Below are 24,421 nucleotides of genomic sequence, written 5' to 3' on the forward strand. Positions count from 1 at the left end.
AGAAAAAGTGAGCGTTAAGACAGTGGAACTTCCTTATGGCCCTTCCGTGATCAATGTGCAGATTCCCGAGAAAAATCTTCTGGGTGTGTATTCTCCGGTAGACCTGCCTCCCGTGGCCGATATCTCCATGGAAGTAGAACGAGCACTGGCCCATCCCATTGGTTCCCCTACTTTAAGGGAGCTGGTGGCCGGTAAAAAGAATGTCGTGATTGTTGCTGACGACAACACCCGGCTAACGCCCACCGATAAAATTATTCCTATCCTTTTAAGAGAGATGAACGCAGCCGGAGTAAAGGATGAGCAGATTACTATAGTCATCGCTTTGGGTACTCACCGTGATATGACGGACAGGGAAATTTTAGACAAGTTCGGTGAAGAAGTAGTCCGCCGGGTAAAGATTGTGAATCATGATTATAAAAGTGCAAAAGCCTTGGTGGACCTGGGAATGACGGATAACGGGACCCCCGTCTCTATCAATAAGCTGGTTTATGAGGCGGACTTTAAAATAGGGGTAGGCAGCATCGTGCCCCACCATATTCCCGGCTATGCCGGCGGGGCTAAAATTGTGCAGCCCGGTGTTTCCGGGGAAATAACCACAGGCAGCACCCATTTGTTGAGTGTGCGGGCCCCCCGCTCCCTCTTAGGCGTGGAAGATAATCAGGTGCGCCGTGAGTTAAACAAGATTGCCAGAACCATCGGCATGCATACTATTTTTAACACGGTTTTGGACAGAAACGGTAAGGTGATTCAGGGCTTTTTCGGAGATATTGAAGAAGCCTTTAAGGCCGGGGTAGAGGTGAGTAAGGCTGTCTATATGGTAAGAGTTCCCCAGGAAGCGGACATTGTCCTGGCCAGCTCTCATCCCTGTGACCTGGAGTTTTGGCAGGCCCATAAAACCCTTTATGCTGCCGACAGGGCGGTAAAGGAGAAAGGAATCATTATTGTAGTTACACCCTGCCCCGAAGGTGTAGCCAAAACCCACCAGGAAATGGTGGAGTATGCGGGACTGTCATCCGTTACCATCAAAAAAATGTTTGATGACGGGCTGATCGAGGATTCTGTGGCTGCTGCCTTAGCCATTGCCTGGGCCCAGGTGCGGGAAAGGGAACAAGTATATATTGTTTCCGGCGGAGTTTCCCATGAGGCCGCCAGGAAATTGGGCTTTGTGCCTTTCAACACGGTGGAAGAAGCTCTTAACCACGCTCTCCGGGAAGTGGGGAAAGAGGCAAAAATTGCAGTTCTCACCCATGCCCCCGATACCTTGCCAGTAATAGATGCTTAATTTTTGGAATCTTGTTTAAACATAAAATACTTCAAAATTTACTGGAAAGGGGGGATTGGGGTCAATTAGCTGATTTTTTCACTATTTTTGCTGATAAAAAAGGAGGAGGAAGAGTGATGAAAAAGTTTTTGAGTTTCCTGTTAATTGCCATGTTAGTCCTGACTTTAGCAGGTTGCGGACAGAAAGCGCCTGCCCCTGCGGCCAATGCTCCTAAGGAGGAACCTAAAGCCCAAACCATTCGGATAGCTCATACCCTGGCTCCCGAGTCCCATTACCATAAAGGTCTGGAAAAATTTGCCTCCATTCTCGAACAAAAATCAGGCGGCAAACTAAAAGCCCAGATTTTCCACAGTGCCCAGTTAGGCAGTGAACGTGATGCTATCGAGGGTGTATCCATGGGTACTCTGGAAGCTACCCTGGTTTCTACTGCTCCTCTGGCTAACTTCTCTAAGAAGTTCATGGTCTTCGATCTGCCCTTTATCATTCAGGACAGAGCAGTAGCCTTTGCTGCCATGGACGGCGAGATGGGTAAAGGTATGCTCGCTTCTTTGGAAGCCAAAGGAATTAAAGGTTTAGGCTTCTGGGAAAACGGCTTTAGAATGCTGACAAACAGTAAAAAAGCCATCAACACTCCCGCAGATATCGCCGGCCTGAAAATCCGCTTGATGGAAAACCCCGTTCACGTGGAAACCTTTAAGGTTCTGGGTGCTCAGCCTGTGCCCATGCCTTTTGGCGAATTATTTACCTCCTTACAGCAAAAAACTGTTGACGGTCAGGAAAACCCCCTTGTCATTATCTACACCAGTAAGTTTTATGAAGTACAGAAGCACCTGGCTTTAACCGGGCACTTCTATGCACCGGCTGCTTTCCTGGTAAGCAAATCCTTCTATGACAAGTTGTCTCCTGAACTACAAAAGGCCCTTTCCGAAGCAGAACAGGAAGCCCGTAAATGGGAAAGAGAATACTGCATCAACCTGGAAAAAGACCTGGTTGCCAAGTTGAAAGAAAAGGGTATGGAAGTTACCACACCTGATAAGAAAGCTTTACAGGAAGCTACCAAGTCCGTTTATGAGAAGTTTAAGGCTGAAATCGGGGAAGATGTCATCAACGCTTTATTGAAGAAATAATGAAGTACAATAGGGAACGGAGACTCGTAGGTTTCCTGCGGGTCTCTCTTTCTCCTTAGGGGGTGAATGGTTTTGGCAAAATTTTTTGACCGTATCGAAGAGTATTTATTAATTATTCTCTTTCCCATCATGACCATCGTTGTTTTCGCTGCCACTGTGTCCCGTTATTTTCAACTGGTGCCTATGCCCTGGTCCGAGGAACTGGCCAGGTATATCATGGTTTGGATGGCATACATCGGGGCCAGTTTGGGTGTGAAGCGGAATGCCCATTTAGGCGTGGAGGTGGTTGTCAACTTGCTGCCGTCCGGCCTGAAAAAGATTGCTGATATCATCAGGGTTGCGATAGTGGTCTTGTTTAGTGCTTTGATTGTCTATTTTTCCTATAAAATCATTATGCACCAGATTAACATCAAACAAACTTCGCCAGCCCTCTTTATGCCCATTTGGATTGCTTACCTGGCCGTACCGGTAGGCTGCCTGATGATGAGTGTACGCCTGATCCAGGGGACATTTTTTGTAACAAAAAAAGCGGATTAAGTCAGGATGGAAAGAGGTGAGAGATTATGATGTCCCTGTTATTGTTCGGTACGCTCCTTGTACTGCTGGTCTTAAATATTCCCATAGGGGTTGCTTTAGGCCTGTCCTCCATTACAGCCCTGGTCTTTGGCAATATGCCCACACCTCCTTTAGTTGTGGCCCAGCGCATGTTTACAGCCGTGGACTCGTTTCCCTTTATGGCTATTCCTTTCTTTATGCTGGCCGGCGGACTAATGGAAAGCGGCGGGATTTCCCGGCGTCTCATCAGCTTTGCTAAAGCCTGTGTGGGTACAGTTCCGGGGGGTCTGGGTATTATTACCATTGTAGCCTCTGCCTTTTTCGGTGCCATTTCAGGTTCAAACCCTGCCACTGTGGCGGCCATCGGGGGAATTATGATTCCGGCCATGATTAAAGCAGGATATCCCAGGGATTTTGCGGCGGCCGTGGCCGCTGCTGGGGGGACATTAGGGGTTATCATACCTCCCAGTATTCCCATGGTTACTTATGGTGTAGTGGCCAGTGTTTCTATCGGAACATTGTTTATGGCTGGTTTTATTCCAGGGGTTATCATTGCCTTATGCTTAATCGGGGTTATCTATTTTTATGCGCTAAAACTGGATTTACCCAAAGGGGAACCCACAAATTTGAAGCTGTTCGTCTCATCTTTCAAAGAAGCTATCCTGGCTCTGGTGATGCCTATTATCATCCTGGGCGGTATTTACGGCGGTGTGTTTACACCTACGGAAGCCGCTGCTGTAGCAGTAGTCTACTCATTCATTGTCAGTATTTTTATCTACAAGGAGTTGACCATCAAAGATTTGGGCCCTGTTATTGTTAAGGCAGGGGTGAGCACATCCGTTGTACTCTTTGTGATTGCCACATCGGCGTCCTTCTCCTGGCTGATCACCAGCGCCCAAATCCCGGCCAAGGTTACAGCGGCCATGATGAGCCTGTCTACGAATGCTGTGGTAATTACCTTATTGATCAACCTGATTCTCTTATTCTTAGGGACCTTTTTAGAGACCCAGGCCATTATTCTTTTAGTGGCGCCCATTCTCTTGCCCTTAGCCGTGCAGTTGGGCATTGATCCCATTGTCCTGGGGATTATCATGGTTGTGAACACTTCTGTAGGGATGATAACCCCGCCTATGGCCGTTAATTTATTTGTGGCCTGCGGTATTTCCAACCTGAAAGTAGAACAAATCAGCCGCAGGATTGTGCCTTTCTTAATCATCGAAATAATTCTTGTTCTAATCCTCTCCAACTTACCCCAGATCGTTATGTTCCTGCCGAATTTGCTGGGTAAGTAAAGTCTGGCCTGTTTAATAGCAATCTGTAAAAGAGGTGTTCAATGATGCGGCGCAGCCAAAGAATTCTAACCCGTCCGGAATGGAGCATCAACAGGGCTTACTATAAAGCCATGGGCTATTCAGACACTGACCTGGAAAAACCCATGATTGGTATAGCCAATGCCTGGAGTACCACAGTGCCTGGCCATTACAACCTGCGCCAGGTGGCGGAAGCTGTAAAAGAAGGCATCAGGCAGGCGGGGGGAACCCCTGTGGAATTTGGGGTAATCGGGGCCTGTGACGGCATTGCGGAAGGCCATGAAGGCATGAGGTATATCCTGCCTACGCGGGATATTATCGCTCACAGCATTGAGCTGATGGTCCAGGCCCATCAATATGATGGCATTGTTTTACTGGGTTCCTGTGATAAAATTGTGCCCGGTATGCTGATGGCTGCGGCCAGGCTGGATCTACCCGCTATCTTCGTCAATGGGGGGCCCATGTTAGGTGGTCCTGTCCTTCATGGTCGCAAGGCAGATACCACTTCTATCATTGAAGCCGTGGGAAGGTTAAAGCAGGGGGAGATTAACGAAGAGGAATTAGTCAGGATGGAGGATTCCTGTGCGCCTACCTGTGGTTCCTGCTCCTTTTTGGGAACGGCCAACACCATGTGCTGTATTGCCGAAGCCCTGGGGATGTCTTTGACGGGGAGCGCTATGGTACCGGCAGTATATAATGACAGGTTGAAAGTAGCCCAGGAATCGGGGCGTGTTATCGTGAGCCTGGTGGAAAAAAATCTTACAGCCAGAAAAATCATTACCCGTGAGTCCATTGAAAATGCCGTCAGACTGAATGCGGCCATCGGTGGTTCGACCAATGCCGCTCTTCATCTTCCAGCTATTGCCTATGAAGCTAAAATTCCTTTGGATATGGAGCTTTTTGATATCCTCAGTCGTTCTACTCCCTTGATTGCCAAAATGAATCCTGCTGCACCCCTCAATGTCATTGATTTCTATGAAGCAGGAGGCGTACCGGCTGTGATGGAAGAGATTGCAAATCTTTTACATACAGGTGCCATGACTGTCACCGGTAAGACCATCGGGGAAAACATTAAGGGAAGTAAATCTACCAATCCGGCGGTAATTAAAACTTTCCGGGAACCCTTTAGCCCTATGGGCGGGCTGGCTGTTCTTTATGGAAGTTTAGCCCCCAATTCTGCCGTAACCAAACCAGCGGCCATCAATCCTAATATGCTTACTTTTAAAGGGTCGGCCCGGGTTTTCGATTCGGAAGAAGAGGCCAACCAGGCTATCCTTAATAAAGCCATTAACCCCGGTGAGGTTATTGTCATTCGCTATGAAGGGCCCAAGGGCGGCCCCGGTATGCCGGAAATGTTCAAGGCCATGAAATTGCTCTATGGTTTGGGGCTGGCGGATAAAGTAGCCCTGGTCACTGATGGTAGATTCTCCGGCACTAACAATGGATGTTTTGTGGGCCATATCTCCCCGGAGGCGGCAGAAGGGGGACCAATAGCTTTGGTGCAAGACGGAGATTTAATTGAGATCGATATACCTGGGCGCAAACTTGAGCTTCTGGTAGATCCCGAAGAGCTGGAGAAAAGAAAAGAGAACTGGCGTCCGGTGCCTCCCCGGGTTACGGAAGGTTATTTGTATCTTTACAGCAAACTGGCTGAGTCTGCCGATAAAGGCGCCATCATCAAGCACCGTGCTGAATAAGGGGAAAACTTATTTGGCAGGAAGGGTGGCAAACCCATGATGGCCAGTGGTATACTTTTGTATATGAAGGAAGGCCCGGGACGAATACTGAAAAGTATCCCGGGTCTTATGCTGTACAAAGATTAGATTAAAGACAGAGGTGACACTGTGTAAAATGGATTCCGGCTTAATCCAATTTGTTGTAGAATCAGACAGGGAAGAGATGGCCCTGGGCGATTATCTTCACAATGTAAAACACATTTCGGCCAAAGCCCTGACCAGGTTAAAGCATCACGGCCAGGTTTTAGTCAATAATGAGCTCTTCCTCCTCAAGGACAGGATTAAAGCGGGAGACCGTATATCCCTCATCTATCCCCCTCAGCACGCCAGTGAATACTTGCAGCCGGAATACCTTCCCTTTAACATTATTTATGAAGATCAGGATGTGCTGGTGGTAAACAAGGAGGCAGGCCTTTGTGTCCATCCCACCAAAGGCCACCCCTGCGGGACCCTGGCTAATGGTATCCTGTATCACTGGGAGGCCAAAGGAGAAAGGGCCTATGTCCATTTTGTCAATCGCCTGGATAAAGACACTTCCGGGCTGGTGCTGGTGGCCAAGCATACTTACAGTGCCCAGCAGCTTTTTCGCCAGCAAAGGAAGGGAATGATTTCCCGGCGATATCTCGGTTTGGTGAAAGGTGTAATAACGGAAAAATCAGGTACAATTAACTTACCCATTGGACGCCTGCCGGGAAAAACCACCAAGCGCATCATTTCCCCGGAGGGACTGCCTGCAGTCACCCATTTTCAGGTGGTAGAAATCATCAACGGTTATACGTTGTTAAAATTAACCCTGGAAACAGGCAGGACTCATCAAATCCGGGTCCATTTGAGCCATCTGGGCTATCCTTTAGTAGGAGATGAGCTTTACGGGGGCGAAAGCTTCCTGGCCAGACGGCAGCTGCTCCATGCCTTTTGCTTAACCTTTACCCACCCCCGTTCAGGCGAAGAACTTAAGTTTAGTGTTCCTTGGCCAAAGGATATGGACCATATCATAAACAAACTTAAGAATAACATAATGAAATAAGTGTAAAGAGTATGTACAATTGTCGAATAATGTTATAATAGCATTACATTGATGTTACTATATCCTGGTTATAAGATAGAGGAGACTATGGCAAAATTTCTACAAACACATGGACGCCAGCTGCTGCACTTAGCTTTTTTTGTGGTATACTTAGCTTCCGTTATTACAAAAATACCTGTCTTAAACGTCATGCTGGCTATATTCTTACTGCTGTTAGTAGGACAAGCCGTGTTCGGTGCTTCTTCCTCGAACCAAAAGGTCTCGATGGCGTTATTCGCCCTGGGGGGCGCAAGCCTGGCCTTCGCGGGAGCTCCTTTCACAGACTGGCTCACGGCTTTAACTTTTAATGCCGGATTAGTCGCTTTGTTTGTGGCGCTGCCTTTCTTTTCCTTTTTGCTTTATTACGAAGATTATCAACAAGCCATTACGGATTTTTTCCAGAAATATGTCAGGGGGAAATCCGGTTTTAATATTCTTACGGCCTGGCTCTCCTTCATTCTCGGTGCCATTTTAAACCTGGCAGGTGTTCATATGTTATATCATCTCCTGGAGAAAAACGCCGGTGATTTTGAGAATAGAACAGGTTTTTACCAGGCTTTGGTGAGGGGAAATCTGGCCGGGGTGTTTTGGGCACCCAATTTCATGTCGGTAGCCGTTGTCTTGCAATATGTCCATATATCCTGGTTAAAAATTGCTCCCATGGGAGTTTTACTTTCTGTCTTGATGTTACTTTTTATTTCCCTTCTATTTATCATTGGTAATCGAAGGAATCAAACAAAAGCTTTTACGCAACCGAAACCTCTAGAATTTTCCTGGAAACCGCTGTTACATCTCTTAGTTGTTTATTTCGGCTTAATTTTTATGGTTAGTCTCTTTAATATTTTTACGCCCTATAAAATTCTTACGATTGTACCATTGGTCGCTTTGATCTACCCTCTGTTGTTAGCCCTTATCCAAAAGAAAATGGGTATTTACCTAAAACAGCTGGACCATTATTACCATTGTTCCCTGCTCAAGCTTAAGAATGAGGTTCTGCTCTTTGCTTCCGTAGGTTTTTTCGGTAAAGCCCTGGACATTACAGGCATAGGGGCTAAAGTTTCTGAGTATATACCTCTTGAGCAGGTTTCTCTTCCCGCGCTGGCTGTGTTTATTGTTATTTCCGGTATGGGTATTTTATCTTTAATAGGTATTCATCCCGTGGTAGCTATCTCTGCTTTGGCTGCTACCATAGGCTACAATACCCTGGGAATCTCTCCCCGGGCTTATGCTTATACATTGCTGTTAGGATATGCCGTTGCGGTGATGGCCTCGCCTTTTTCCGGGATGTCCCTGGTCATGTCAGGATTAACCGGGGAAAATCCCTGGAATGCCGTACCACGTTTTAATATTCTGTTTGCCCTGGCCGTCACTTTCGTGTATTCAATAATTTTACCCTTCATATGAGATGAAAAATATGGCAGAATAGTAATAGACCTTCCGCTGGGAAGGTCTATTTAATATCTGTTTGGGAGGAACTTCAATGAGTAACATCATCGAGGTCCAGGACCTGGTTAAGGAATTTTCCGGTGTCAAAGCTGTAAACGGGATAAGTTTTGAGGTTTCCCGGGGGGAAATCTTTGGTTTCCTGGGACCCAACGGAGCAGGTAAGTCTACAACCATGAAGATACTGGCCACCCTGCTAAAGCCTACCTCCGGTTACGCTGTCTTGAACGGGCTTGACATCAGGGCAAATCCCCAGGGTGTCCGCCAGTCCATTGGTATGGTCTTTCAGGAAACGACCCTTGATGAAAAACTGACGGCCAGGGAAAACCTCATGTTTCACGGGCTCTTATATAACATTCCCGGCAAGGCTTTGCGGGAAAGAATGACTAAAGTCCTGGGTATGGTGGAATTAACAGAGCGCCAGGATTCCCTGGTCCGTACTTTTTCGGGAGGAATGAAAAGGAGACTGGAGATTGCCCGGGGATTGATTCACTATCCCAAGGTCCTTTTTCTGGATGAGCCTACTGTGGGACTGGATCCTCAGACAAGGTCCCATATCTGGGAATATATCCACGATCTTAGAAAACGCGAAGGACTGACCATTTTTTTAACCACTCACTATATGGATGAGGCGGAAAACTGCGACCGCATTGCCATTATTGACCACGGGCAAATTGTGGCACTGGATACTCCTGCCGGTTTAAAGGCTCAAGTGGGCGGGGATTTGATCAGAATGGTAGTCAAAGATAAACACAGGATCAAGGAACTGCTGCAAGAAGAATTTTCCCTCAGCGCCCAGGAGTTTGGTGAGGAAGTACAAATAGAAACAGGGAACGGGGAGGAATTTATCCCTATTTTAATCAGTAAGTTTCCGGGACAGATTCAGGCCATTAGTCTAAGTCAACCTACCCTGGATGATGTTTTCCTTAAATTAACGGGTCGGGAGATCCGGGAAGAATTCGTTAACAGTAAATGGCTGGGTAAAGGACGGAGGTGGAGAAGGTGACGAGGGAACTTAAAGCAATTTATGTGATATGGCTCAGGGATGTGCTACGCTTTGTCAGGGAAAAACCCCGTATCATAGGCATGATTGGACAGCCGCTTCTTTACCTGTTAATCATGGGTAACGGGCTCTCCGCCGCTTTACGTCTCAATGATGCCCCTCCCGGTTTCAGTTATTTAGAGTTTATGTATCCCGGAATTATCGGGATGTCTGTCCTCTTCACTTCTGTTTATTCGGCTATTTCTATTGTTTGGGACAGGGAATTCGGGTTTCTCAAGGAAGTACTGGTGGCTCCCGTCCCCCGCTGGGCTGTGGCTGTAGGTAAAGCTTTGGGGGGAAGCACTATCTCCATGCTTCAGGCCACTATTCTCCTTATGATAGCACCATTTCTCGGGATTAAACTTACAGCGGGTACTGTCCTCTCCCTCTGGTGTGTTTTATTTATCATTGCTTTTTCCTTAACTTCTTTGGGTATTATTATTGCGTCACGGATGGAATCAATGGAAGGTTTTCAGATGATCATGAACTTCCTGGTAATGCCCCTCTTTTTCTTAAGCGGTGCCATGTTTCCCCTTAGGGGGGTTCAACCCTGGATGGAAAGCCTTATGCGTATCGACCCCCTCACTTACGGGGTTGATGCCATCCGCAATATCTTTTTTGCCCAGTCTCCTTACAGGGATATTATGGTTCAGTTTTCACTCGGAACCGATTTGCTGGTCATCAGCGGGATGGCCGTTGTTTTTATTCTTTTGGCAGCTTACTCCTTTTCTCATGCCAAGTAATGGCTACGCAAATTTCTACTTAACTCTCCAGCGTTTTTTCGTTATACTAAAGGAGTGAGTCTCTAACTTTCTAGGAAAGCGGTGTTGACTATTAACACACTGAGCAAGGAAATCAAAGAATGGATCATGACTATCCTTTTGGCAGTAGTGCTTGTGTTAATCATTAGAACTTTCGTAATGGACAGCCGGATTGTACCGACTACCTCCATGGTACCGACCATTATGCCCCAGGATAGATTGTTTGTCGAAAAGATAACCTACCGGTTTAGCGGCCTTCACCGGGGAGAAGTCATTGTCTTTAAACCTCCGGCCCAATCCGGCTTAAAAGAAGATTTAATTAAGAGGTTAATCGGGCTGCCCGGAGATACCATAGAAGTAAAAAACGGTAAACTCTATGTTAACGATGTAGCCCAAAATGAGCCATACCTGGCTGAACCCATTCAGTATTCCTTAAAGAAAGTCACGGTGCCGGAGAGCAAACTCTTCGTCCTAGGGGACAACCGCAACAGGTCTTATGATTCCCATGAGTGGGGGTTTGTGGACATTACCAGTGTGAAAGGTAAAGCCTTCGTCACCTATTGGCCCCTCCACAGGTTTAAAGTCTGGTAATAGAAAACACGAGCTGTTCGACTTCCGATATCCGTTATCGGACTTCGAATAATTAGTTTTATACTTTTTTCGAACGACGGGACTAAAAAGAGAGTGGCGCAGTTCAACTGTGGCACTCTCTTATCTTTTATCACTTATTAAAATCTATGGTTTCCATCATTTGCTTTTCCACACCTAAAAGGTGGTCATACATCCTCTCCCTGGCCAGGCGGGGGTTAGAGGCAGCGATGGCATCGTAAATTCCCTTATGTTCTTTATAAAGTCTTTCCGGAGTACCGGGGGTTAAATACAGGCGCTGCCGGCTGGTTCTCAGGCTCTGTTTCATAGTATCGGAGATGGTGTTCATTAAACGCAGCAAAATGGAATTATGGGCCGCTACGGCTATGGCAAAATGAAACTTATGGTCAGCCTCTTCCCCCAGTTTGTTCTGTTCCAGGTCGAGTTTCATTTGTTTTAGGGACTCTCCCATGATCTCAATTTCTTCCGGTGTACCCCGTTCGGCGGCCAGACCTGCTGTTTCTACTTCGAGAATTTTCCGTACTTCCAGGAGTTCCATAACAGTATCCTTTTCGATAGAAAGAATCAGAGCCAAGGGACCGATAATAGAATCTACAGTGGTTTGCCTGATAAAGGTTCCTTCACCGGGCCTTACTTCAATGAGGCCCATGATTTCCAGGGCGCTGAGAGCTTCCCGGACCGAAGCCCGACTGACTTTTAACTGCTCCGATAGTTCTCTTTCGGATAAGAGCTTGTCTCCAGGAGCCAGGTTACCTGAGTTAATCAAGTGGCGAATTTGTTCCACGATTTCTTCATAAATCTTCTTCGTCTTAATAGGCTTAAAGTCCATGATGCCAGCCTCCATTTATGATAATGTTAAAAAAGTATTCCGCTTAAATCAGAATTATATCCCTTATTATATACCAAAAACCGAAGAACGTGGGAGAGGCTGCCCACGTTCTTCTACTATAATCTTATCTATTTCTTTAAGATATCCTCATCCTTATTAAAAATATACCAGTTATGGTAAGACTGTCTCTTTCCATTGACGGCCCAGGCAGGGCTTTTGTTGCCTTAGGACCTTAGAAAGAGATATACTTTTATATGAAAAGGGCAAAGGAGGAGAGACCGGAAATGAAGAAAATCGGTTTTATTGGGACAGGCAGTCTCGGCTCTATGCTGATCAGGGGGTTTGTGAGAAACGGCGTCATCGGGCCTGAAAATATCAATGTTATCAACCGTTCACCGGAAAAACCCCTGCGGTTAAAAGAAGAGGGGTTTTCCCTCCGTATATATTCTAACTACCGGGAACTGATCAATGATTCTGAGATTATTTTTATCTGTGTAAAACCCAACGACTTACCCCAGGTCCTGGAAAGAACGGGAAGAGTGTTTCCACAAACAAAGCTCGTGGTTTCTACCCTCTTGGCACCTTCCCTGTCTGATTTGGAACAAATTATTGATGGGAAGCTGATCCGTATTTATCCCAGCGTAACCCAGAGTACAGGAAGAGGTGTCACCATTGTCACCTGGGGACAGGCCATTGGAAATCAAGACAGAACAGTATTTCTTCCTTATTTAAACGCTTTGGGCAAATATTATGTTCTTCCCGAAAATTTGTACAGAGCAGCGGGGGATATTACCAGCTGTGGACCGGCTTTCATGGCCGCCATGGTTGGGGCTCTCGCCGAGGAAGGTATCAAGCATGGCATTTCCCCGGAAATAGCGGGGGAGATGGCGGTGGAAACCATGCTGGGTACGGCCCTGTTGTTGCTGGAGCGAAAGTTGACTTTTAGCGAGCTTATCTCTCAGGTGGCAACTCCCGGGGGTTGTACGGCAGAAGGGTTAAAAATATTAGAGAAGAGTTTACCGGGCATCATGGACGAAATATATGAGGCTACCTGCAACAGGCAGGAGGCCGTCAGTGAAAGTGTCCGTAAGGCGTTATCCCATTAGACATACATGCCGCTATGCGTCACCAGCAGAATGATTAAATTATTTATTCAGGGTCTGCCACTACGTATCCCGAGCTGTGTATAGAACAAACTAAAGCTCCTTTCGGGAAAAAGCAGACCACCCTCGACAGTCCGTCCTAGACTGGCCTCGGGTTGGGTCTGACTTCCTATCATCCCCTCTGCTTTTTCTGCCTCAGTTCGCTAAGTTTGTTTGGCTATGCTCCGCTAGGGAACGTTTATGGCATACCCTTCATTACCCTTGATAATTTTAGATTAGGGAATCTTGTTTACACTATTTTTCAGGTGATAGAATTGTACAGTGTAACTTTCAGGCGAAATAGAGGTGTGTTGCCATGATCTTGGAGCATTCCCAGGAGTGGGTCTATCTTACCAATGTGTATAATCAAAAAGAAGCGGCTATTGTCTGTAATTTCCTATTACAAAACGGAATCACTGCCAAAAAACTTTTTCCCGGTGAAGGTGATATGCCGGAAGAAGAGGGGAGACCAAAAGCAGGCGTCAATCTTTATGTGTCTAAGGAAAATTTGCCCGAGGCCAGGGAGCTTCTGCAAATAAAAGAACAAAAAGTGAGTACACTAGATAAAAGTAGTTTATTTTTCTGGATCGTAGCTATTCCAGGTCTCATTCTTTTCTTATGGCTTGCCTTTACTTTAATTACAAGAGTAATGACAAAATAGAGGGGTTGAAACAGATGGACGAAGCGGTAAAAGAACGACTGCGCGCACTTATTGAAGCGAAGAAACAAGGAAAGAATAACTTCCCCGGTAGTAAAAAGGACATTTATCAAGCTCAGGGGAAAAAACGTAAAGGGATTAAACAGCGGAAGCAGGGAGGTCTTTTTGACAAATAACAACTTCGGTGCCGGCTTTCGCCAGGAAGAAAAGATGATAGCCGAACTAATAACTACCAACTAAAAAATGAGCCCTGGAGGGCTCATTTTTTTAGTGTGTACCAAAGAGTGACAGCAGAACACCGGCAGCAACGGCAGAACCGATAACACCGGCCACGTTGGGACCCATGGCATGCATCAGGAGGAAGTTCCTGGGGTTATCTTTCTGGCCCACTACCTGGGATACCCGGGCCGCCATAGGCACGGCCGATACACCGGCAGAACCGATGAGGGGGTTAACCTTACCCCCGGAGAGAACATACATCAGGTTGCCAAGGAGCACGCCACCGGCCGTACCCATTGCAAATGCTGCTAAACCCAGGAGAATAATCGAGATAGTTTGAAAGTTAAGGAAGTTTTCGGCACTGGCTGTGGCACCAACGGTTGTACCTAAGAAGATGGTGACGATGTTGATGAGGGCGTTTTGCGCTGTATCATTCAAACGTCCCACCACACCTGATTCTCTAAAGAGGTTACCCAGCATGAGCATACCAATGAGCGGAGCCGCATCGGGTAATAACAGGGTTACAATAACCGTTACCACAATGGGGAAAATGATTTTTTCCGTCTGGGAAACGGGACGAAGCTGTTCCATCACTGTCATCCGGGCCTTCTTGGTGGTTAATGCCCGCATAATAGGCGGCTGGATAATGGGTACCAGAGCCATGTAGGAATATGCAGCCACAGCAATGGCGCCTAAGAGGTGGGGCGCTAGCTTCGAGGTTAAAAAGATAGCGGTAGGACCGTCAGCACCGCCGATAATACCGATAGAAGCAGCTTCCTGGGGATTAAACCCTAAGAAGAGGGCCCCGATAAAGGTGGTGAAGATACCTAACTGGGCAGCAGCACCTAAAAGCAGGGTCTTAGGGTTGGCAATGAGGGGACCGAAGTCGGTCATGGCTCCTATTCCCAGGAAGATCAGGGGTGGATAGATTCCCATTTTTACCCCTTGATAGAGGTACCATAAAAGGCCGCCGGGCACGATCTTTTCTTTACCGGTAATGGGATCAATGGCAGTTCCCTGGGGTGCCATAATGCCGGTATCAGGCAGGTTCGCTAAAAGCATACCAAAGGCAATTGGTAATAAAAGAAGCGGTTCAAAGCCTTTGACGATGGCCAGGTACAGCAGAGTAAAGGAAATGAAGAGCATAACAATTTGCTGCCAGGTTATGGTGACAAAGCCGGTACTCATGGCCAAATCGTAAAGGGCCTGGGTCAGATTAAGTTCCATTGGTGAGTTCAACCCCTCTCGTATTTTTAAACACTCACGCTTAGCCGATCACTACAAGTACGTCCCCTGGGTTAACAGCCGCACCTTCGGATACTCTGATTTCTTTAACGCTACCAGTTGCGCCGGAGAAGATTTCGTTTTCCATTTTCATGGCTTCAAGGGTTAAAACGAGATCACCCTCTTTCACGGCTTGGCCTACCTTCACTTTAATGGACATAATTTTACCGGGCATGGGAGCAGTAATGACTTCAGCGCCGGCAGCTACAGGAGCAGGGGCAGCCTTGGGAGCCGGGGCAGGTGCAGCTTGAGGTGCAGGAACAGATGCTGCTGCAGGAGCGGCAGGCCTTTGCGCAGGGGCTGCACTACCGCCAATTTCTTCTACTTCCACTTCATAGGTCTTACCATTCACTGTGATATTAAATTTTTTCATTTTTTGTCTCTCCTTTCCCACATCAACCAATTAAAATTGTCTTAAGTTCATTGTTTCCTGACGACCAGCCAGGCTCCAGGAGGGAGCATGGCCGCCAGGCACACGGGTTATGGTCTTTATGCTCATCCGTCCCTGGGTTAAGAAAGCCACAGTGGCAGCGATAACGGCTATGACGTCACTGTCGTCTTCCTTTTTCACAGTCGCTGCCGGGTCTGCTCCTTTTGTTACAGACTCTGCTTCAGACTTTTTTTTTACCGTACTTCCTGTTACCGAAGCCATAAAGTTGATAACAAAGATAAGAAAAGTAAGGGCTATAAAGACAATACCCATACCGATAAGGGTTACCTGTAAACCGAATACTAACATTTCCTCCCCCCCTTTACATGATGAGATTTTTAGAGTGGAATATTGCCGTGTTTCTTAGCGGGACGGGTTTCGCGCTTAGTAGAAAGCATCTCTAAGGCATTGGCCAGGCGGGGTCTGGTTTCTTTAGGTTCAATCACCATATCCACATAACCCCTTTCGGCAGCTACATAGGGAGTGGCGAAACGTTCGCGGTAATCGGCTATTCTTTCTGCCCGTTCTTTCGCAGGATCGGCAGCTGTTTCTATATCCTTGCGGAAGATGATGTTGGCGGCACCTTCGGCACCCATGACCGCAATTTCCGCTGTAGGCCAGGCCATAACCTGGTCAGCCCCCAGGTGGCGTGAGCACATGCCAATGTAAGCACCACCATAGGCTTTACGGGTAATGACGGTTACTTTGGGTACAGTGGCTTCAGAATAAGCGTAGAGCAGCTTGGCGCCGTGACGGATAATACCGCCGTACTCCTGGTTGGTTCCCGGTAAGTATCCCGGTACATCCACAAAAGTTACTATAGGGATGTTAAAGGCATCGCAGAAACGGATAAAACGCGCAGCTTTATCGGAGGCGTTGATGTCCAGGCAGCCGGCCATAACCTTAGGTTGATTGGCGATAATGCCAATGACCTGGCCATTAATGCGGGCGAAGCCTGTCAGCATGTTGGGGGCATACAAAGGTTGGGTCTGGAAGAATTGGCCGTTATCCACAATCTTTTGGATGAGTTCCACCATGTCATAAGCAGCGTTGGGGTTATCGGGAATGATTTCGTTGAGGGATTCATCCATGCGGCCAGGATCATCGCCCGATTCCAGATAGGGGGGATTCTCCAGGTTGTTGGATGGCAGGTAGCTTAGCAGGGTACGGATTTGCCTAAAACAGTCTTCTTCATTCTCGGCGGCAAAGTGGGCAACGCCGCTGGTACGGTTGTGGGTCATAGCCCCGCCTAACTGTTCGTCGGATACTTCTTCACCGGTTACGGCCTTAATTACCTGGGGCCCCGTGATGAACATGCGGGCGGTATTTTTCACCATAAAAACGAAGTCTGTTAGAGCAGGAGAATATACGGCGCCACCGGCACAGGGTCCCATAATCACGGAAATTTGGGGAATAACCCCTGAGGCCAGGGTATTGCGGTAGAAAATCTGACCGTAACCGGAAAGGGCATCTACCGCTTCCTGGATACGGGCCCCTCCGGAGTCGTTAAGCCCTATACAGGGTGCACCCATTTTTACCGCCAGGTCCATTACTTTACAGATCTTGGCGGCATGCATTTCCCCGAGAGAACCGCCCAGTACTGTAAAGTCTTGGGCAAAGACATAAACCAGACGGCCATCAATAGTGCCATATCCCGTTACTACGCCTTCACCGGGGGCTTCTTTGCCGGCCATGTCAAAGTTTACACAACGATGGGCAACAAACTTGTCCAGTTCAGTAAAGGTTCCCGGATCCAGGAGTTTCTCGATGCGCTCACGGGCAGTGAGTTTACCGCTCTGGTGCTGCTTATCGATGGCTTTTTGACCGCCGCCTGATTCAATCTTTTTACTACGGGCCAAAAGATCATCAATTTTAGCTTTGGTACTCATAGCATTTAATCACTCCTTTTATGTTTTTTGTTAATTCCCGGGTACTATTCCATGCAACTATCGTGCCAGCTTCTTGGGATTAGCTGTAGGATATGGTTGTGGATATATGATTTCTGAAGAAAAAAACTAATTCTAATAAAGAAGCAATGATGAGAAGCAATGATGGATGGGATTTTGATGCGGAGAATTAGGGCTTAGACATAAATTATGATGTTTTGCTGCATCAAACATAGTTGGAAAAGCATCGGAATGAATAAATATCTTTAATTAAACCCCCGCAAACCGGGAAAAGCTTGTAAAAAAAGTTACAAAAAACATTATGATGCAATCTGGCATCATTTTTTCTTTATTGGCCTGATGAAGTAAAGAAAATATGTTGAATTTCTAGTATTTTCTTCACGGGGATAATTGGCATGAAAGTTGCAAGGTAAATTATATGTAAAAGGCACGTAAGTCTGAAAAGGAGGTATGGGAACAGGCTCGTTTCGATCAGAAAATTACAGATGATTATGCAAAATTGAGAAAAAATTAAAAGGAGGTAATGTTATGGATTTCAGGTTTACTGAGGAACAGGAAAACATTCGAAAAATGGTGAGGGACTTTGTAGAGAAGGAGGTTGCCCCCGGAGCCGCTGAACGGGATGAAGGGGAAAGTTTCGCCCCCACATATGAACTGTTGAAAAAAATGGGAAAACTGGGACTTATGGGACTTCCTTATCCCAAAGAGTATGGGGGAGCCGGTGCCGACCAGATTACTTACGCCCTGGTAGGTTTTGAAATCAACCGGGTAGATGCTTCCCTGGGATGCGCGTATTCCGTGCATATTTCCTTGTCTGGCTGGCCTATTTTTTATTACGGTACCGAGGAGCAAAGACAGAAATACTCAGTTCCTATGTTCAAAGGAGAAAAATTAGGAGCTTTTGCATTGACTGAACCTAATGCGGGCAGTGATTCCGGTGCCAGCCAGTGTACTGCCGTTTTAGATGGGGATCATTACGTCTTGAACGGGACAAAATGTTTCTGCACCAACGCCGGTTTTGCAGATGTCTATGTGGTCTTCGCTATGACTGATAAGTCCAAAGGCGTTAAGGGCATTAGTGCTTTCATTGTGGAAAAAGATACACCTGGCTTTAATTTTGCCAAGCAGGAAAGGAAAATGGGTATTCGTTCCACTGTACAGCGGGAAATCGTTATGGAGAATGTAAGAGTACCAAGGGAAAACCTTCTGGGCAAAGAAGGCGAAGGCTTTAAGATTGCCATGACTACCCTGGATGGCGGTCGTATCGGAATTGCTGCCCAGGGAGCGGGTATCGCCATGGGGGCCTATGAGTATGCCCTTAAGTATGCCAAGGAACGTCACCAGTTTGGTAAACCTATTGCCCAGCAGCAGGCTATTGCTTTTAAATTAGCGGATATGTTTACCAAGATCGATGCAGCTAAGCTCCTTACCCTTTATGCGGCACATAAAAAAGATCTCGGGCTGCCTTTTTCGGCAGAAGCTGCCAGTGCCAAGAAGTTTGCCACCAATACGGCTATGGAAGTTACCACTGAAGCTGTACAGATCCTGGGCGGCCATGGTTTCTTAAGAGATCACCCAGTAGAAAGAATGATGCGTGATGCCAAGATTACGCAAATTTACGAAGGCACCAACGAAATTCAAAATGTGGTAATTTCAGGGATTATTTTACGGTAGTGTTTAACCTGCCATTTCCTTGGCCCCTCCCGCCAAGGGAGGGGTCTTAGGGAAATGGTGTAGGCAGAGTTTTTTTACTAAAGGGGGGTGTTTATGGCTAAGGTTATATCTATTGGAGAAGCTGTGGATATGATTAAAGACGGGATGACCATTATGGTTGCCGGGTTCTGGGGGGTGGGAACACCGGAAAAACTTATCGATGCTCTGGTGGCAAAGGGGACAAAGAATCTTACAAGCATCAGTATTTCAACGGCATTGCCCACGAAAGGTGTTGGTAAGTTAGTGGCTAACCGCCAGTTAAAAAAAGTCATTGTATCCTATATCGGGAGAAACCCGGCCACCTCGGAGCAGTATGAGTCCGGTGACCTGGAGGTTGAATTTGTTCCTCAGGGTACACTGGCAGAACGAATCCGGGCCGGCGGGTTTGGTTTGGGCGGTATCTTGACTCCCACCGGGGTAGGTACTGAGATAGAACAGGGAAAACAGCGCATTACTGTAGATGGCCGCGATTATCTTCTGGAAAAACCCTTACGGGCTGATGTGGCTTTAATTAAAGCCCATAAAGCAGATAAAGCGGGGAACCTGGTCTACCGGAAAGCGGCACGCAACACTAATCCTTTAATGGCCGCAGCAGCAGATATTACTATTGTCCAGGCTGATGAAATTTTAGAAATCGGGGAGATTGACCCTGATGAAGTTATGACGCCCGGTATTTTCGTGGACTATCTGGTCCAGGGCTGAGGGGGTTATGAGATGGACACAAAGGATGTTTTTATTGCTAAACGTGTAGCCCAGGAATTCAAGGACGGGGATTTTGTCAACCTGGGAATTGGTATACCTACCTTAGTAGGGAATTACATTCCTAAAGGAGTACGCGTATTCTTCCATTCGGAAAATGGTTTTACACACATTGGCCCCATGCCTAACTCTGAGGAGGATATTGATAGAGAACTGATCAATGCCAGTGACCAGTTTGTCACAATTCTTCCCGGTGGAGCTTTTTTCGACAGTGCTGTATCTTTTGGTATCATTCGCGGCGGTCACCTGGCGGCAACAGTTCTGGGGGGATTGCAGGTTGACCAGGAGGGTAATTTGGCCAACTGGCGGATGCCCGGCAAGAAGACGGTAGGTATGGGAGGCGGCATGGATTTAGCCGTTGGGGCTAAAAGAGTAATTATTGCTATGGAACATACCAACAAGGGTGAGCCCAAAATCGTCAAGAAATGTAATGTTCCCCTGACTGGGCTGAAATGTGTCGACCTCATTGTGACAGAAAAGGCGGTTATGGCTGTAACCAGCCAAGGTCTTGTCCTGAAAGAAATTGCGCCTGGTGTAACCGTTGAGCAGGTGCGTGCAGCCACGGAAGCCGATTTTACCGTTGATCCTGATTTAAAAATTATCAGCGTGGAATAAAATGGGCACAAGGAGTGAAAATGTGAACAACATTGCTTTTGTTTTCCCCGGACAGGGAACCCATTACGTGGGGATGGGTCTTGAATTGGCCAAGAGATATAAAGAGGCCGCCGATGTATATGAACAGGCAAACGAGATAATGGGTTTTGACCTTGCTAAAATGTGTTTTGAGGGGCCCGAGGAAGAACTTGTTAAAACTGAAAATTCCCAGCCTACCATTCATACAACCAGTATTGCGATTTTGAAAGTTGTAGAAAAATACGGCATTAAAGCTGGGGTTACTGCCGGCTTTAGTTTAGGCCAGTATTCTGCCCTTGTTTATGCCGGTGCTCTAAAGTTTGAGGATACGGTAAAACTGGTAAAGACCAGGGGAATGCTGATGCAGAATGCCGTTCCCCTGGGTATGGGCAAAATGTGCTGGATCACAGGACTCAGCAGGGAACAGGTTTTGCAAATAGTTGAAGATTCGAAACACCTGGGACATATCGAACCTTCCAATTTCAATTGTCCCGGTCAGATTATTGTAGCCGGATATAATGCCCCAGTTGAGTATGCCCAGAAACTGGCCCTGGAGAGAGGTGCTAAAGGTGCGGATTTTCTTAGAGTGAGCGGTCCTTTCCACACCAGGCTCCTTTACGAAGCTGGGTTTAAGTTAAGGGAAGAACTAGACAAGATTGAAGTTAAGAACCCCCAAATCCAGTACGTTGACAATGTTACGGGCAAATATTTTGATCCGGAAAAAGATGACCTAAAGGAACTTTTAAAAGAACATGTCTATAAAGCTGTTATGTGGGAAGACTCCATGGATTCTATGCTGGAGGCAGGTGTAGATACATTTATTGAACTTGGTTCGAAAAATGTCCTTACCAATTTAAACATAAGATGTGCCCAAAAACACAACAAGGAAGTACGTTGTATAAATGTACGGGATATTGAAACATTGGAGGCCTTGCTTCGGAATATGGAAAAAGAACTTAAATAAGAACTAATAATTTATTAAAGGAGGAGAGTGTTAATTATGAACATCAAAAAAGTCTTAATCATTGGAGCCGGTCAAATGGGAAGCGGTATTGCCCAGGTCATGGCCATGTCCGGCCGGGAAGTGGCCATGTTTGATGTCGACCAGAAGTTTGTGGACAAGGGTCTTGCTGGTATTGAGAAGAACCTGGCCAAAGACGTGGAAAAAGGCAAGTTAACTGCAGAGCAGAAGGATGCCATCATGAAGCGCATCAGCGGCGGCGTCGAGTGGACTGCCAAGGACTGTGACGTTGACATTGCTATTGAAGCCGTAGTCGAGAACCTGGAAGTGAAAAAGGCTATTTTCAAGAAACTGGACGAATTCTGTCCTCCCAACACCATTCTTGCTACCAACACCTCTACCCTTTCTGTAACAGCTATTGGCTCCGTAACCAAGCGTCCGGAAAAGGTAATTGGCATGCACTTCTTTAGTCCTGTGCCCATCATGAGGCTGATTGAGGTGGTTCAAGGACTCGCCACCAGTGAAGAGACAATCAAGGCTGTTGTGGAACTCGGTGCAAGCCTACCCAATGGCAAAACTCCTATCGTAGTCAAAGACTTCCCCGGTTTCGTCGGAAACAGGATTATGATCCCCATGATTAACGAAGCCATTTACACTATATATGAGGGAGTTGCCGATCCTGCAACTATTGACAGTGTTGCTATGCTGGGATTCAATCATCCTATCGGCCCCATCCGCCTGTGTGACGCTATCGGTCTTGACACCATCCTTTATGTAATGGAAGTTCTCTACGAGGATTTGGGCGATCCCAAATACCGTCCCTGTCCCTTGCTGAAAAAATATGTGGAAGCTGGTTGGCTGGGTAAGAAGACAGGAAGAGGTTTCTACAACGATTACAAAAAATAAAAGGAGGTTAAATCCATGGGCGAATATAAAAACTTACTCTTTGAAAATCAGGACGGCATAGGGATTTTAACGATGAATCGTCCGAAAGCCCTTAACGCGTTAAACACTGAGACATTAAGTGAGCTTTCTCAATTACTTGACGAAATCGCCAAGGACGATTCCATTAAGGTTGTAGTAATTACCGGTGCAGAAAAAGCATTTGTAGCGGGGGCAGATATCACCGAGATGCTGCACATGACGAGTGCTGAAGGTCGTGCCTTTGGTCTCTTAGGCCAGGCCACATTTAACAAAATAGAAAATATGCCGAAGCCTGTAATTGCTGCAATTAACGGTTTTGCCTTAGGCGGCGGCTGCGAACTGGCTATGGCCTGTGACATACGTATTGCCTCGGAAAAGGCTAAATTTGGCCAGCCCGAAGTTGGTTTGGGTATTGTGCCCGGTTTTGCTGGGACTCAGCGCCTGCCCAGACTAGTAGGCAAGGGACGGGCCAAAGAAATCCTCTTTACCGGAGAAATGTTTGACGCCCAAGAGGCATACCGTATAGGATTGGTCAATAAAGTTGTGCCCCCCGAAGAACTAATGCAGGCAGCTAAAACTATGGCCCAGAAAATTATGAAGAATGCACCCTATGCTGTAGCTTTGTGTAAAGCAGCCGTTAACCTCGGTCTGGATGTGAGTCTTGATGCAGGTCAGGATTATGAGGCTACTCTCTTTGGTGTTACCTGTTCTACGGAAGATAAAAAAGAGGGTATGTCCGCCTTTGTGGAAAAACGGAAAGCAACCTTCGTAGGTAAATAACAAATAAAGACCCCCGTTTTTATTGATAGAAACGGGGGCCTCCCATAGGAGGCAATGAATGCGGTACTACACCCCCAAGTCAGAACTTGATGCCCGTATTACACGTTTTCAAATAGGGTTACGTGAGCAGGATGTAGAGTGTGCCTTGATTACACAAAATGTAGATATGTTTTATTTTTCAGGGACTATCCAGCATGCCCATCTGTTTATTCCCGCAGAAGGTAAACCGGTGCTATTCGTTACCAAGAGTACAGAAAGGGCACGGAGTGAGTCATTCCTGGATTGTATTGTAGATTTAGCGCAGCCAAAGGATTTAAGAGGTATACTTAGTGAATTCGGGTACGGTTCTCTGAAAACCATAGGTCTTGAGGGGGATGTATTAACCTTTAATTTGTACCGGCGGTATGAAAAACTATTTTCTCCTGCTAAAGCAGTTGATATCAGCCCCCTGATACGTTCCGTACGGATGATTAAATCACCTTATGAGCTGGAACTGATCCGTGAAGCAGGAAAAATGGGAAGCGAGATAATGGCCTTTGTAAGTGAAAACTTAAGGGCCGGGATGGCTGAGTTCCAGATAGTGGGTATGATTGAGAAGCTTTCCCGGGAAAAAGGCCATCCCGGGTTTATACGCACCAGGGGATTTAATCAGGACCTGGTTCCCGTCCTGTTGTTATCTGGGCCGGGGGGAGGTGTGCCGAGCTATGCCAACGGGCCCCTGGGCGGATCCGGGGCCACAACTGCCTTTCCCTATGGACCTTGTAACCGGATAATCGGACGTGATGAATCTGTTATCGTTGATTATGAAGCATGGGTAGGCGGATACATGACGGATATGACACGTACCTTTTGTGTAGGACGGCTTCCCGGATATATGGAGAGAGCTTACCATGTGGCAGTGGAGATACAAGAATTGTTAAAAGATCTGGGAAAACCAGGGATAAAATGTGAGGAACTTTTTCAGAAAGCACGGGAAAAAGTACGTAAATATGGCTTGATTGACCATTTTATGGGCATGCATAGACCTGTATCCTTTATCGGGCATGGGGTTGGTTTGGAGGTTGACGAATTGCCTGTCATAGCACCGGGGATTGCAACACAGCTGGTTGAGGGAATGGTGATAGCCATTGAACCCAAATTTGTCTTTCCAAAAGGTGCTGTAGGGATTGAAAATACATTTGTAGTGGGCAAACAGGGACTGGAGCACTTAACAAGTTTTGATGAAGGAATCCAGTATTGTTAGGGAGGCCT

General features: G+C 46.7%; 25 protein-coding genes. 20 read left to right on the forward strand and 5 right to left on the reverse strand.

Annotated features, from left to right (window positions below; all coding sequences use genetic code 11):
* Positions 1-7: 7 nt before the first annotated feature.
* From BR63_RS17675 to lepB, 10 genes are all read left to right on the forward strand, one after another.
* Positions 8-1,282, forward strand: coding sequence for a nickel-dependent lactate racemase family protein (locus BR63_RS17675; protein WP_034424734.1), 1,275 nt, complete (start codon positions 8-10; stop codon positions 1,280-1,282).
* 116 nt (positions 1,283-1,398) lie between these two features.
* On the forward strand, positions 1,399-2,409 hold the full coding sequence (locus BR63_RS17680; RefSeq protein ID WP_207724733.1) for a TRAP transporter substrate-binding protein: 1,011 nt from the start codon (positions 1,399-1,401) through the stop codon (positions 2,407-2,409).
* Positions 2,410-2,481: 72 nt separating this feature from the next.
* Positions 2,482-2,946 (forward strand): TRAP transporter small permease, encoded by a 465-nt coding sequence (locus tag BR63_RS17685; protein WP_161781899.1) that lies wholly within the window; start codon positions 2,482-2,484, stop codon positions 2,944-2,946.
* Between the two features lie 26 nt (positions 2,947-2,972).
* The gene (locus BR63_RS17690; RefSeq protein ID WP_243270029.1) at positions 2,973-4,256 is read left to right on the forward strand and encodes a TRAP transporter large permease; all 1,284 of its coding nucleotides are present in this window, start codon (positions 2,973-2,975) and stop codon (positions 4,254-4,256) included.
* Between the two features lie 41 nt (positions 4,257-4,297).
* Complete coding sequence (gene ilvD / locus BR63_RS17695) at positions 4,298-5,971, forward strand: dihydroxy-acid dehydratase (RefSeq protein ID WP_034424739.1); 1,674 nt, start codon at positions 4,298-4,300, stop codon at positions 5,969-5,971.
* A gap of 154 nt (positions 5,972-6,125) precedes the next feature.
* Positions 6,126-7,037, forward strand: coding sequence for an RluA family pseudouridine synthase (locus tag BR63_RS17700; RefSeq protein WP_034424741.1), 912 nt, complete (start codon positions 6,126-6,128; stop codon positions 7,035-7,037).
* 87 nt (positions 7,038-7,124) lie between these two features.
* Positions 7,125-8,480, forward strand: coding sequence for a hypothetical protein (locus BR63_RS17705; protein ID WP_034424742.1), 1,356 nt, complete (start codon positions 7,125-7,127; stop codon positions 8,478-8,480).
* A gap of 76 nt (positions 8,481-8,556) precedes the next feature.
* A complete protein-coding gene (locus tag BR63_RS17710) occupies positions 8,557-9,525 on the forward strand; it encodes a daunorubicin resistance protein DrrA family ABC transporter ATP-binding protein (protein WP_034424744.1) in 969 nt (322 codons plus the stop codon).
* On the forward strand, positions 9,522-10,304 hold the full coding sequence (locus tag BR63_RS17715) for an ABC transporter permease (protein ID WP_034424747.1): 783 nt from the start codon (positions 9,522-9,524) through the stop codon (positions 10,302-10,304). The genes BR63_RS17710 and BR63_RS17715 overlap by 4 nt, the downstream gene beginning before the upstream one ends.
* An 84-nt stretch (positions 10,305-10,388) precedes the next feature.
* Entirely contained in the window at positions 10,389-10,913 is a 525-nt protein-coding gene (gene lepB / locus BR63_RS17720; RefSeq protein ID WP_243270030.1) for a signal peptidase I, read from the forward strand.
* Positions 10,914-11,043: 130 nt separating this feature from the next.
* Here lepB and BR63_RS17725 read toward each other — a convergent pair whose 3' ends face one another.
* Positions 11,044-11,760, reverse strand: coding sequence for a FadR/GntR family transcriptional regulator (locus tag BR63_RS17725; RefSeq protein WP_034424749.1), 717 nt, complete (start codon positions 11,758-11,760; stop codon positions 11,044-11,046).
* Positions 11,761-12,044: 284 nt separating this feature from the next.
* Here BR63_RS17725 and BR63_RS17730 point away from each other — a divergent pair, with 284 nt between their 5' ends.
* From BR63_RS17730 to BR63_RS17740, 3 genes are all read left to right on the forward strand, one after another.
* Positions 12,045-12,866 carry a pyrroline-5-carboxylate reductase family protein gene (locus BR63_RS17730; RefSeq protein ID WP_034424752.1) on the forward strand — a complete coding sequence of 274 codons (822 nt, stop codon included), beginning with the start codon at positions 12,045-12,047 and terminating at the stop codon, positions 12,864-12,866.
* Positions 12,867-13,218: 352 nt separating this feature from the next.
* Positions 13,219-13,563, forward strand: a complete 345-nt coding sequence (locus BR63_RS17735) for a hypothetical protein (RefSeq protein ID WP_051966135.1) — start codon at positions 13,219-13,221, stop codon at positions 13,561-13,563.
* Between the two features lie 14 nt (positions 13,564-13,577).
* Positions 13,578-13,736 carry a hypothetical protein gene (locus BR63_RS17740; RefSeq protein WP_153802164.1) on the forward strand — a complete coding sequence of 53 codons (159 nt, stop codon included), beginning with the start codon at positions 13,578-13,580 and terminating at the stop codon, positions 13,734-13,736.
* 91 nt (positions 13,737-13,827) lie between these two features.
* Here the strand turns inward: BR63_RS17740 and BR63_RS17745 are convergent, their stop codons facing one another.
* The 4 genes from BR63_RS17745 to mmdA are packed head-to-tail and all read right to left on the reverse strand — an operon-like array spanning position 13,828 to position 17,382.
* Positions 13,828-15,006, reverse strand: a complete 1,179-nt coding sequence (locus BR63_RS17745) for a sodium ion-translocating decarboxylase subunit beta (protein WP_187142742.1) — start codon at positions 15,004-15,006, stop codon at positions 13,828-13,830.
* A 40-nt stretch (positions 15,007-15,046) separates the two neighbouring features.
* Complete coding sequence (locus BR63_RS17750) at positions 15,047-15,436, reverse strand: biotin/lipoyl-containing protein (RefSeq protein ID WP_034423870.1); 390 nt, start codon at positions 15,434-15,436, stop codon at positions 15,047-15,049.
* Between the two features lie 30 nt (positions 15,437-15,466).
* The gene (locus BR63_RS17755; protein WP_187142744.1) at positions 15,467-15,802 is read right to left on the reverse strand and encodes an OadG family protein; all 336 of its coding nucleotides are present in this window, start codon (positions 15,800-15,802) and stop codon (positions 15,467-15,469) included.
* Positions 15,803-15,831: 29 nt separating this feature from the next.
* The gene (gene mmdA, locus BR63_RS17760) at positions 15,832-17,382 is read right to left on the reverse strand and encodes a methylmalonyl-CoA decarboxylase subunit alpha (RefSeq protein WP_187142746.1); all 1,551 of its coding nucleotides are present in this window, start codon (positions 17,380-17,382) and stop codon (positions 15,832-15,834) included.
* Positions 17,383-17,928: 546 nt separating this feature from the next.
* Here mmdA and BR63_RS17765 point away from each other — a divergent pair.
* The 7 genes from BR63_RS17765 to BR63_RS17795 all read left to right on the forward strand — a co-directional run bounded on the left by BR63_RS17765 (position 17,929) and on the right by BR63_RS17795 (position 24,413).
* Entirely contained in the window at positions 17,929-19,074 is a 1,146-nt protein-coding gene (locus tag BR63_RS17765) for an acyl-CoA dehydrogenase (RefSeq protein WP_034423559.1), read from the forward strand.
* A gap of 93 nt (positions 19,075-19,167) precedes the next feature.
* Positions 19,168-19,815 carry a CoA transferase subunit A gene (locus tag BR63_RS17770; RefSeq protein ID WP_034423558.1) on the forward strand — a complete coding sequence of 216 codons (648 nt, stop codon included), beginning with the start codon at positions 19,168-19,170 and terminating at the stop codon, positions 19,813-19,815.
* Between the two features lie 12 nt (positions 19,816-19,827).
* Positions 19,828-20,487 carry a 3-oxoacid CoA-transferase subunit B gene (locus BR63_RS17775; RefSeq protein ID WP_034423557.1) on the forward strand — a complete coding sequence of 220 codons (660 nt, stop codon included), beginning with the start codon at positions 19,828-19,830 and terminating at the stop codon, positions 20,485-20,487.
* Between the two features lie 22 nt (positions 20,488-20,509).
* On the forward strand, positions 20,510-21,469 hold the full coding sequence (fabD, locus tag BR63_RS17780; protein ID WP_051965953.1) for an ACP S-malonyltransferase: 960 nt from the start codon (positions 20,510-20,512) through the stop codon (positions 21,467-21,469).
* 36 nt (positions 21,470-21,505) lie between these two features.
* Entirely contained in the window at positions 21,506-22,372 is an 867-nt protein-coding gene (locus BR63_RS17785) for a 3-hydroxyacyl-CoA dehydrogenase family protein (protein WP_034423553.1), read from the forward strand.
* Positions 22,373-22,387: 15 nt separating this feature from the next.
* On the forward strand, positions 22,388-23,170 hold the full coding sequence (locus tag BR63_RS17790; protein WP_034423552.1) for a short-chain-enoyl-CoA hydratase: 783 nt from the start codon (positions 22,388-22,390) through the stop codon (positions 23,168-23,170).
* 58 nt (positions 23,171-23,228) lie between these two features.
* Positions 23,229-24,413, forward strand: a complete 1,185-nt coding sequence (locus tag BR63_RS17795; RefSeq protein ID WP_034423550.1) for a M24 family metallopeptidase — start codon at positions 23,229-23,231, stop codon at positions 24,411-24,413.
* Positions 24,414-24,421: the final 8 nt, after the last annotated feature.

The organism is Thermanaerosceptrum fracticalcis (assembly GCF_000746025.2).
Taxonomy (GTDB): Bacteria; Bacillota; Peptococcia; order DRI-13; family DRI-13; genus Thermanaerosceptrum; species Thermanaerosceptrum fracticalcis.

Coding starts and splice junctions, on each gene's coding strand:
- BR63_RS17680 (WP_207724733.1), top strand. CDS start 1,399: ATGAAAAAGTTTTTGAGTTTCCTGTTAATTGCCATGTTAGTCCTGACT.
- BR63_RS17690 (WP_243270029.1), top strand. CDS start 2,973: ATGATGTCCCTGTTATTGTTCGGTACGCTCCTTGTACTGCTGGTCTTA.
- ilvD (WP_034424739.1), top strand. CDS start 4,298: ATGATGCGGCGCAGCCAAAGAATTCTAACCCGTCCGGAATGGAGCATC.
- BR63_RS17700 (WP_034424741.1), top strand. CDS start 6,126: ATGGATTCCGGCTTAATCCAATTTGTTGTAGAATCAGACAGGGAAGAG.
- BR63_RS17705 (WP_034424742.1), top strand. CDS start 7,125: ATGGCAAAATTTCTACAAACACATGGACGCCAGCTGCTGCACTTAGCT.
- BR63_RS17710 (WP_034424744.1), top strand. CDS start 8,557: ATGAGTAACATCATCGAGGTCCAGGACCTGGTTAAGGAATTTTCCGGT.
- BR63_RS17725 (WP_034424749.1), bottom strand. CDS start 11,760: ATGGACTTTAAGCCTATTAAGACGAAGAAGATTTATGAAGAAATCGTG.
- BR63_RS17730 (WP_034424752.1), top strand. CDS start 12,045: ATGAAGAAAATCGGTTTTATTGGGACAGGCAGTCTCGGCTCTATGCTG.
- BR63_RS17735 (WP_051966135.1), top strand. CDS start 13,219: ATGATCTTGGAGCATTCCCAGGAGTGGGTCTATCTTACCAATGTGTAT.
- BR63_RS17740 (WP_153802164.1), top strand. CDS start 13,578: ATGGACGAAGCGGTAAAAGAACGACTGCGCGCACTTATTGAAGCGAAG.
- BR63_RS17745 (WP_187142742.1), bottom strand. CDS start 15,006: ATGGAACTTAATCTGACCCAGGCCCTTTACGATTTGGCCATGAGTACC.
- BR63_RS17750 (WP_034423870.1), bottom strand. CDS start 15,436: ATGAAAAAATTTAATATCACAGTGAATGGTAAGACCTATGAAGTGGAA.
- BR63_RS17755 (WP_187142744.1), bottom strand. CDS start 15,802: ATGTTAGTATTCGGTTTACAGGTAACCCTTATCGGTATGGGTATTGTC.
- mmdA (WP_187142746.1), bottom strand. CDS start 17,382: ATGAGTACCAAAGCTAAAATTGATGATCTTTTGGCCCGTAGTAAAAAG.
- BR63_RS17765 (WP_034423559.1), top strand. CDS start 17,929: ATGGATTTCAGGTTTACTGAGGAACAGGAAAACATTCGAAAAATGGTG.
- BR63_RS17770 (WP_034423558.1), top strand. CDS start 19,168: ATGGCTAAGGTTATATCTATTGGAGAAGCTGTGGATATGATTAAAGAC.
- BR63_RS17775 (WP_034423557.1), top strand. CDS start 19,828: ATGGACACAAAGGATGTTTTTATTGCTAAACGTGTAGCCCAGGAATTC.
- BR63_RS17785 (WP_034423553.1), top strand. CDS start 21,506: ATGAACATCAAAAAAGTCTTAATCATTGGAGCCGGTCAAATGGGAAGC.
- BR63_RS17790 (WP_034423552.1), top strand. CDS start 22,388: ATGGGCGAATATAAAAACTTACTCTTTGAAAATCAGGACGGCATAGGG.
- BR63_RS17795 (WP_034423550.1), top strand. CDS start 23,229: ATGCGGTACTACACCCCCAAGTCAGAACTTGATGCCCGTATTACACGT.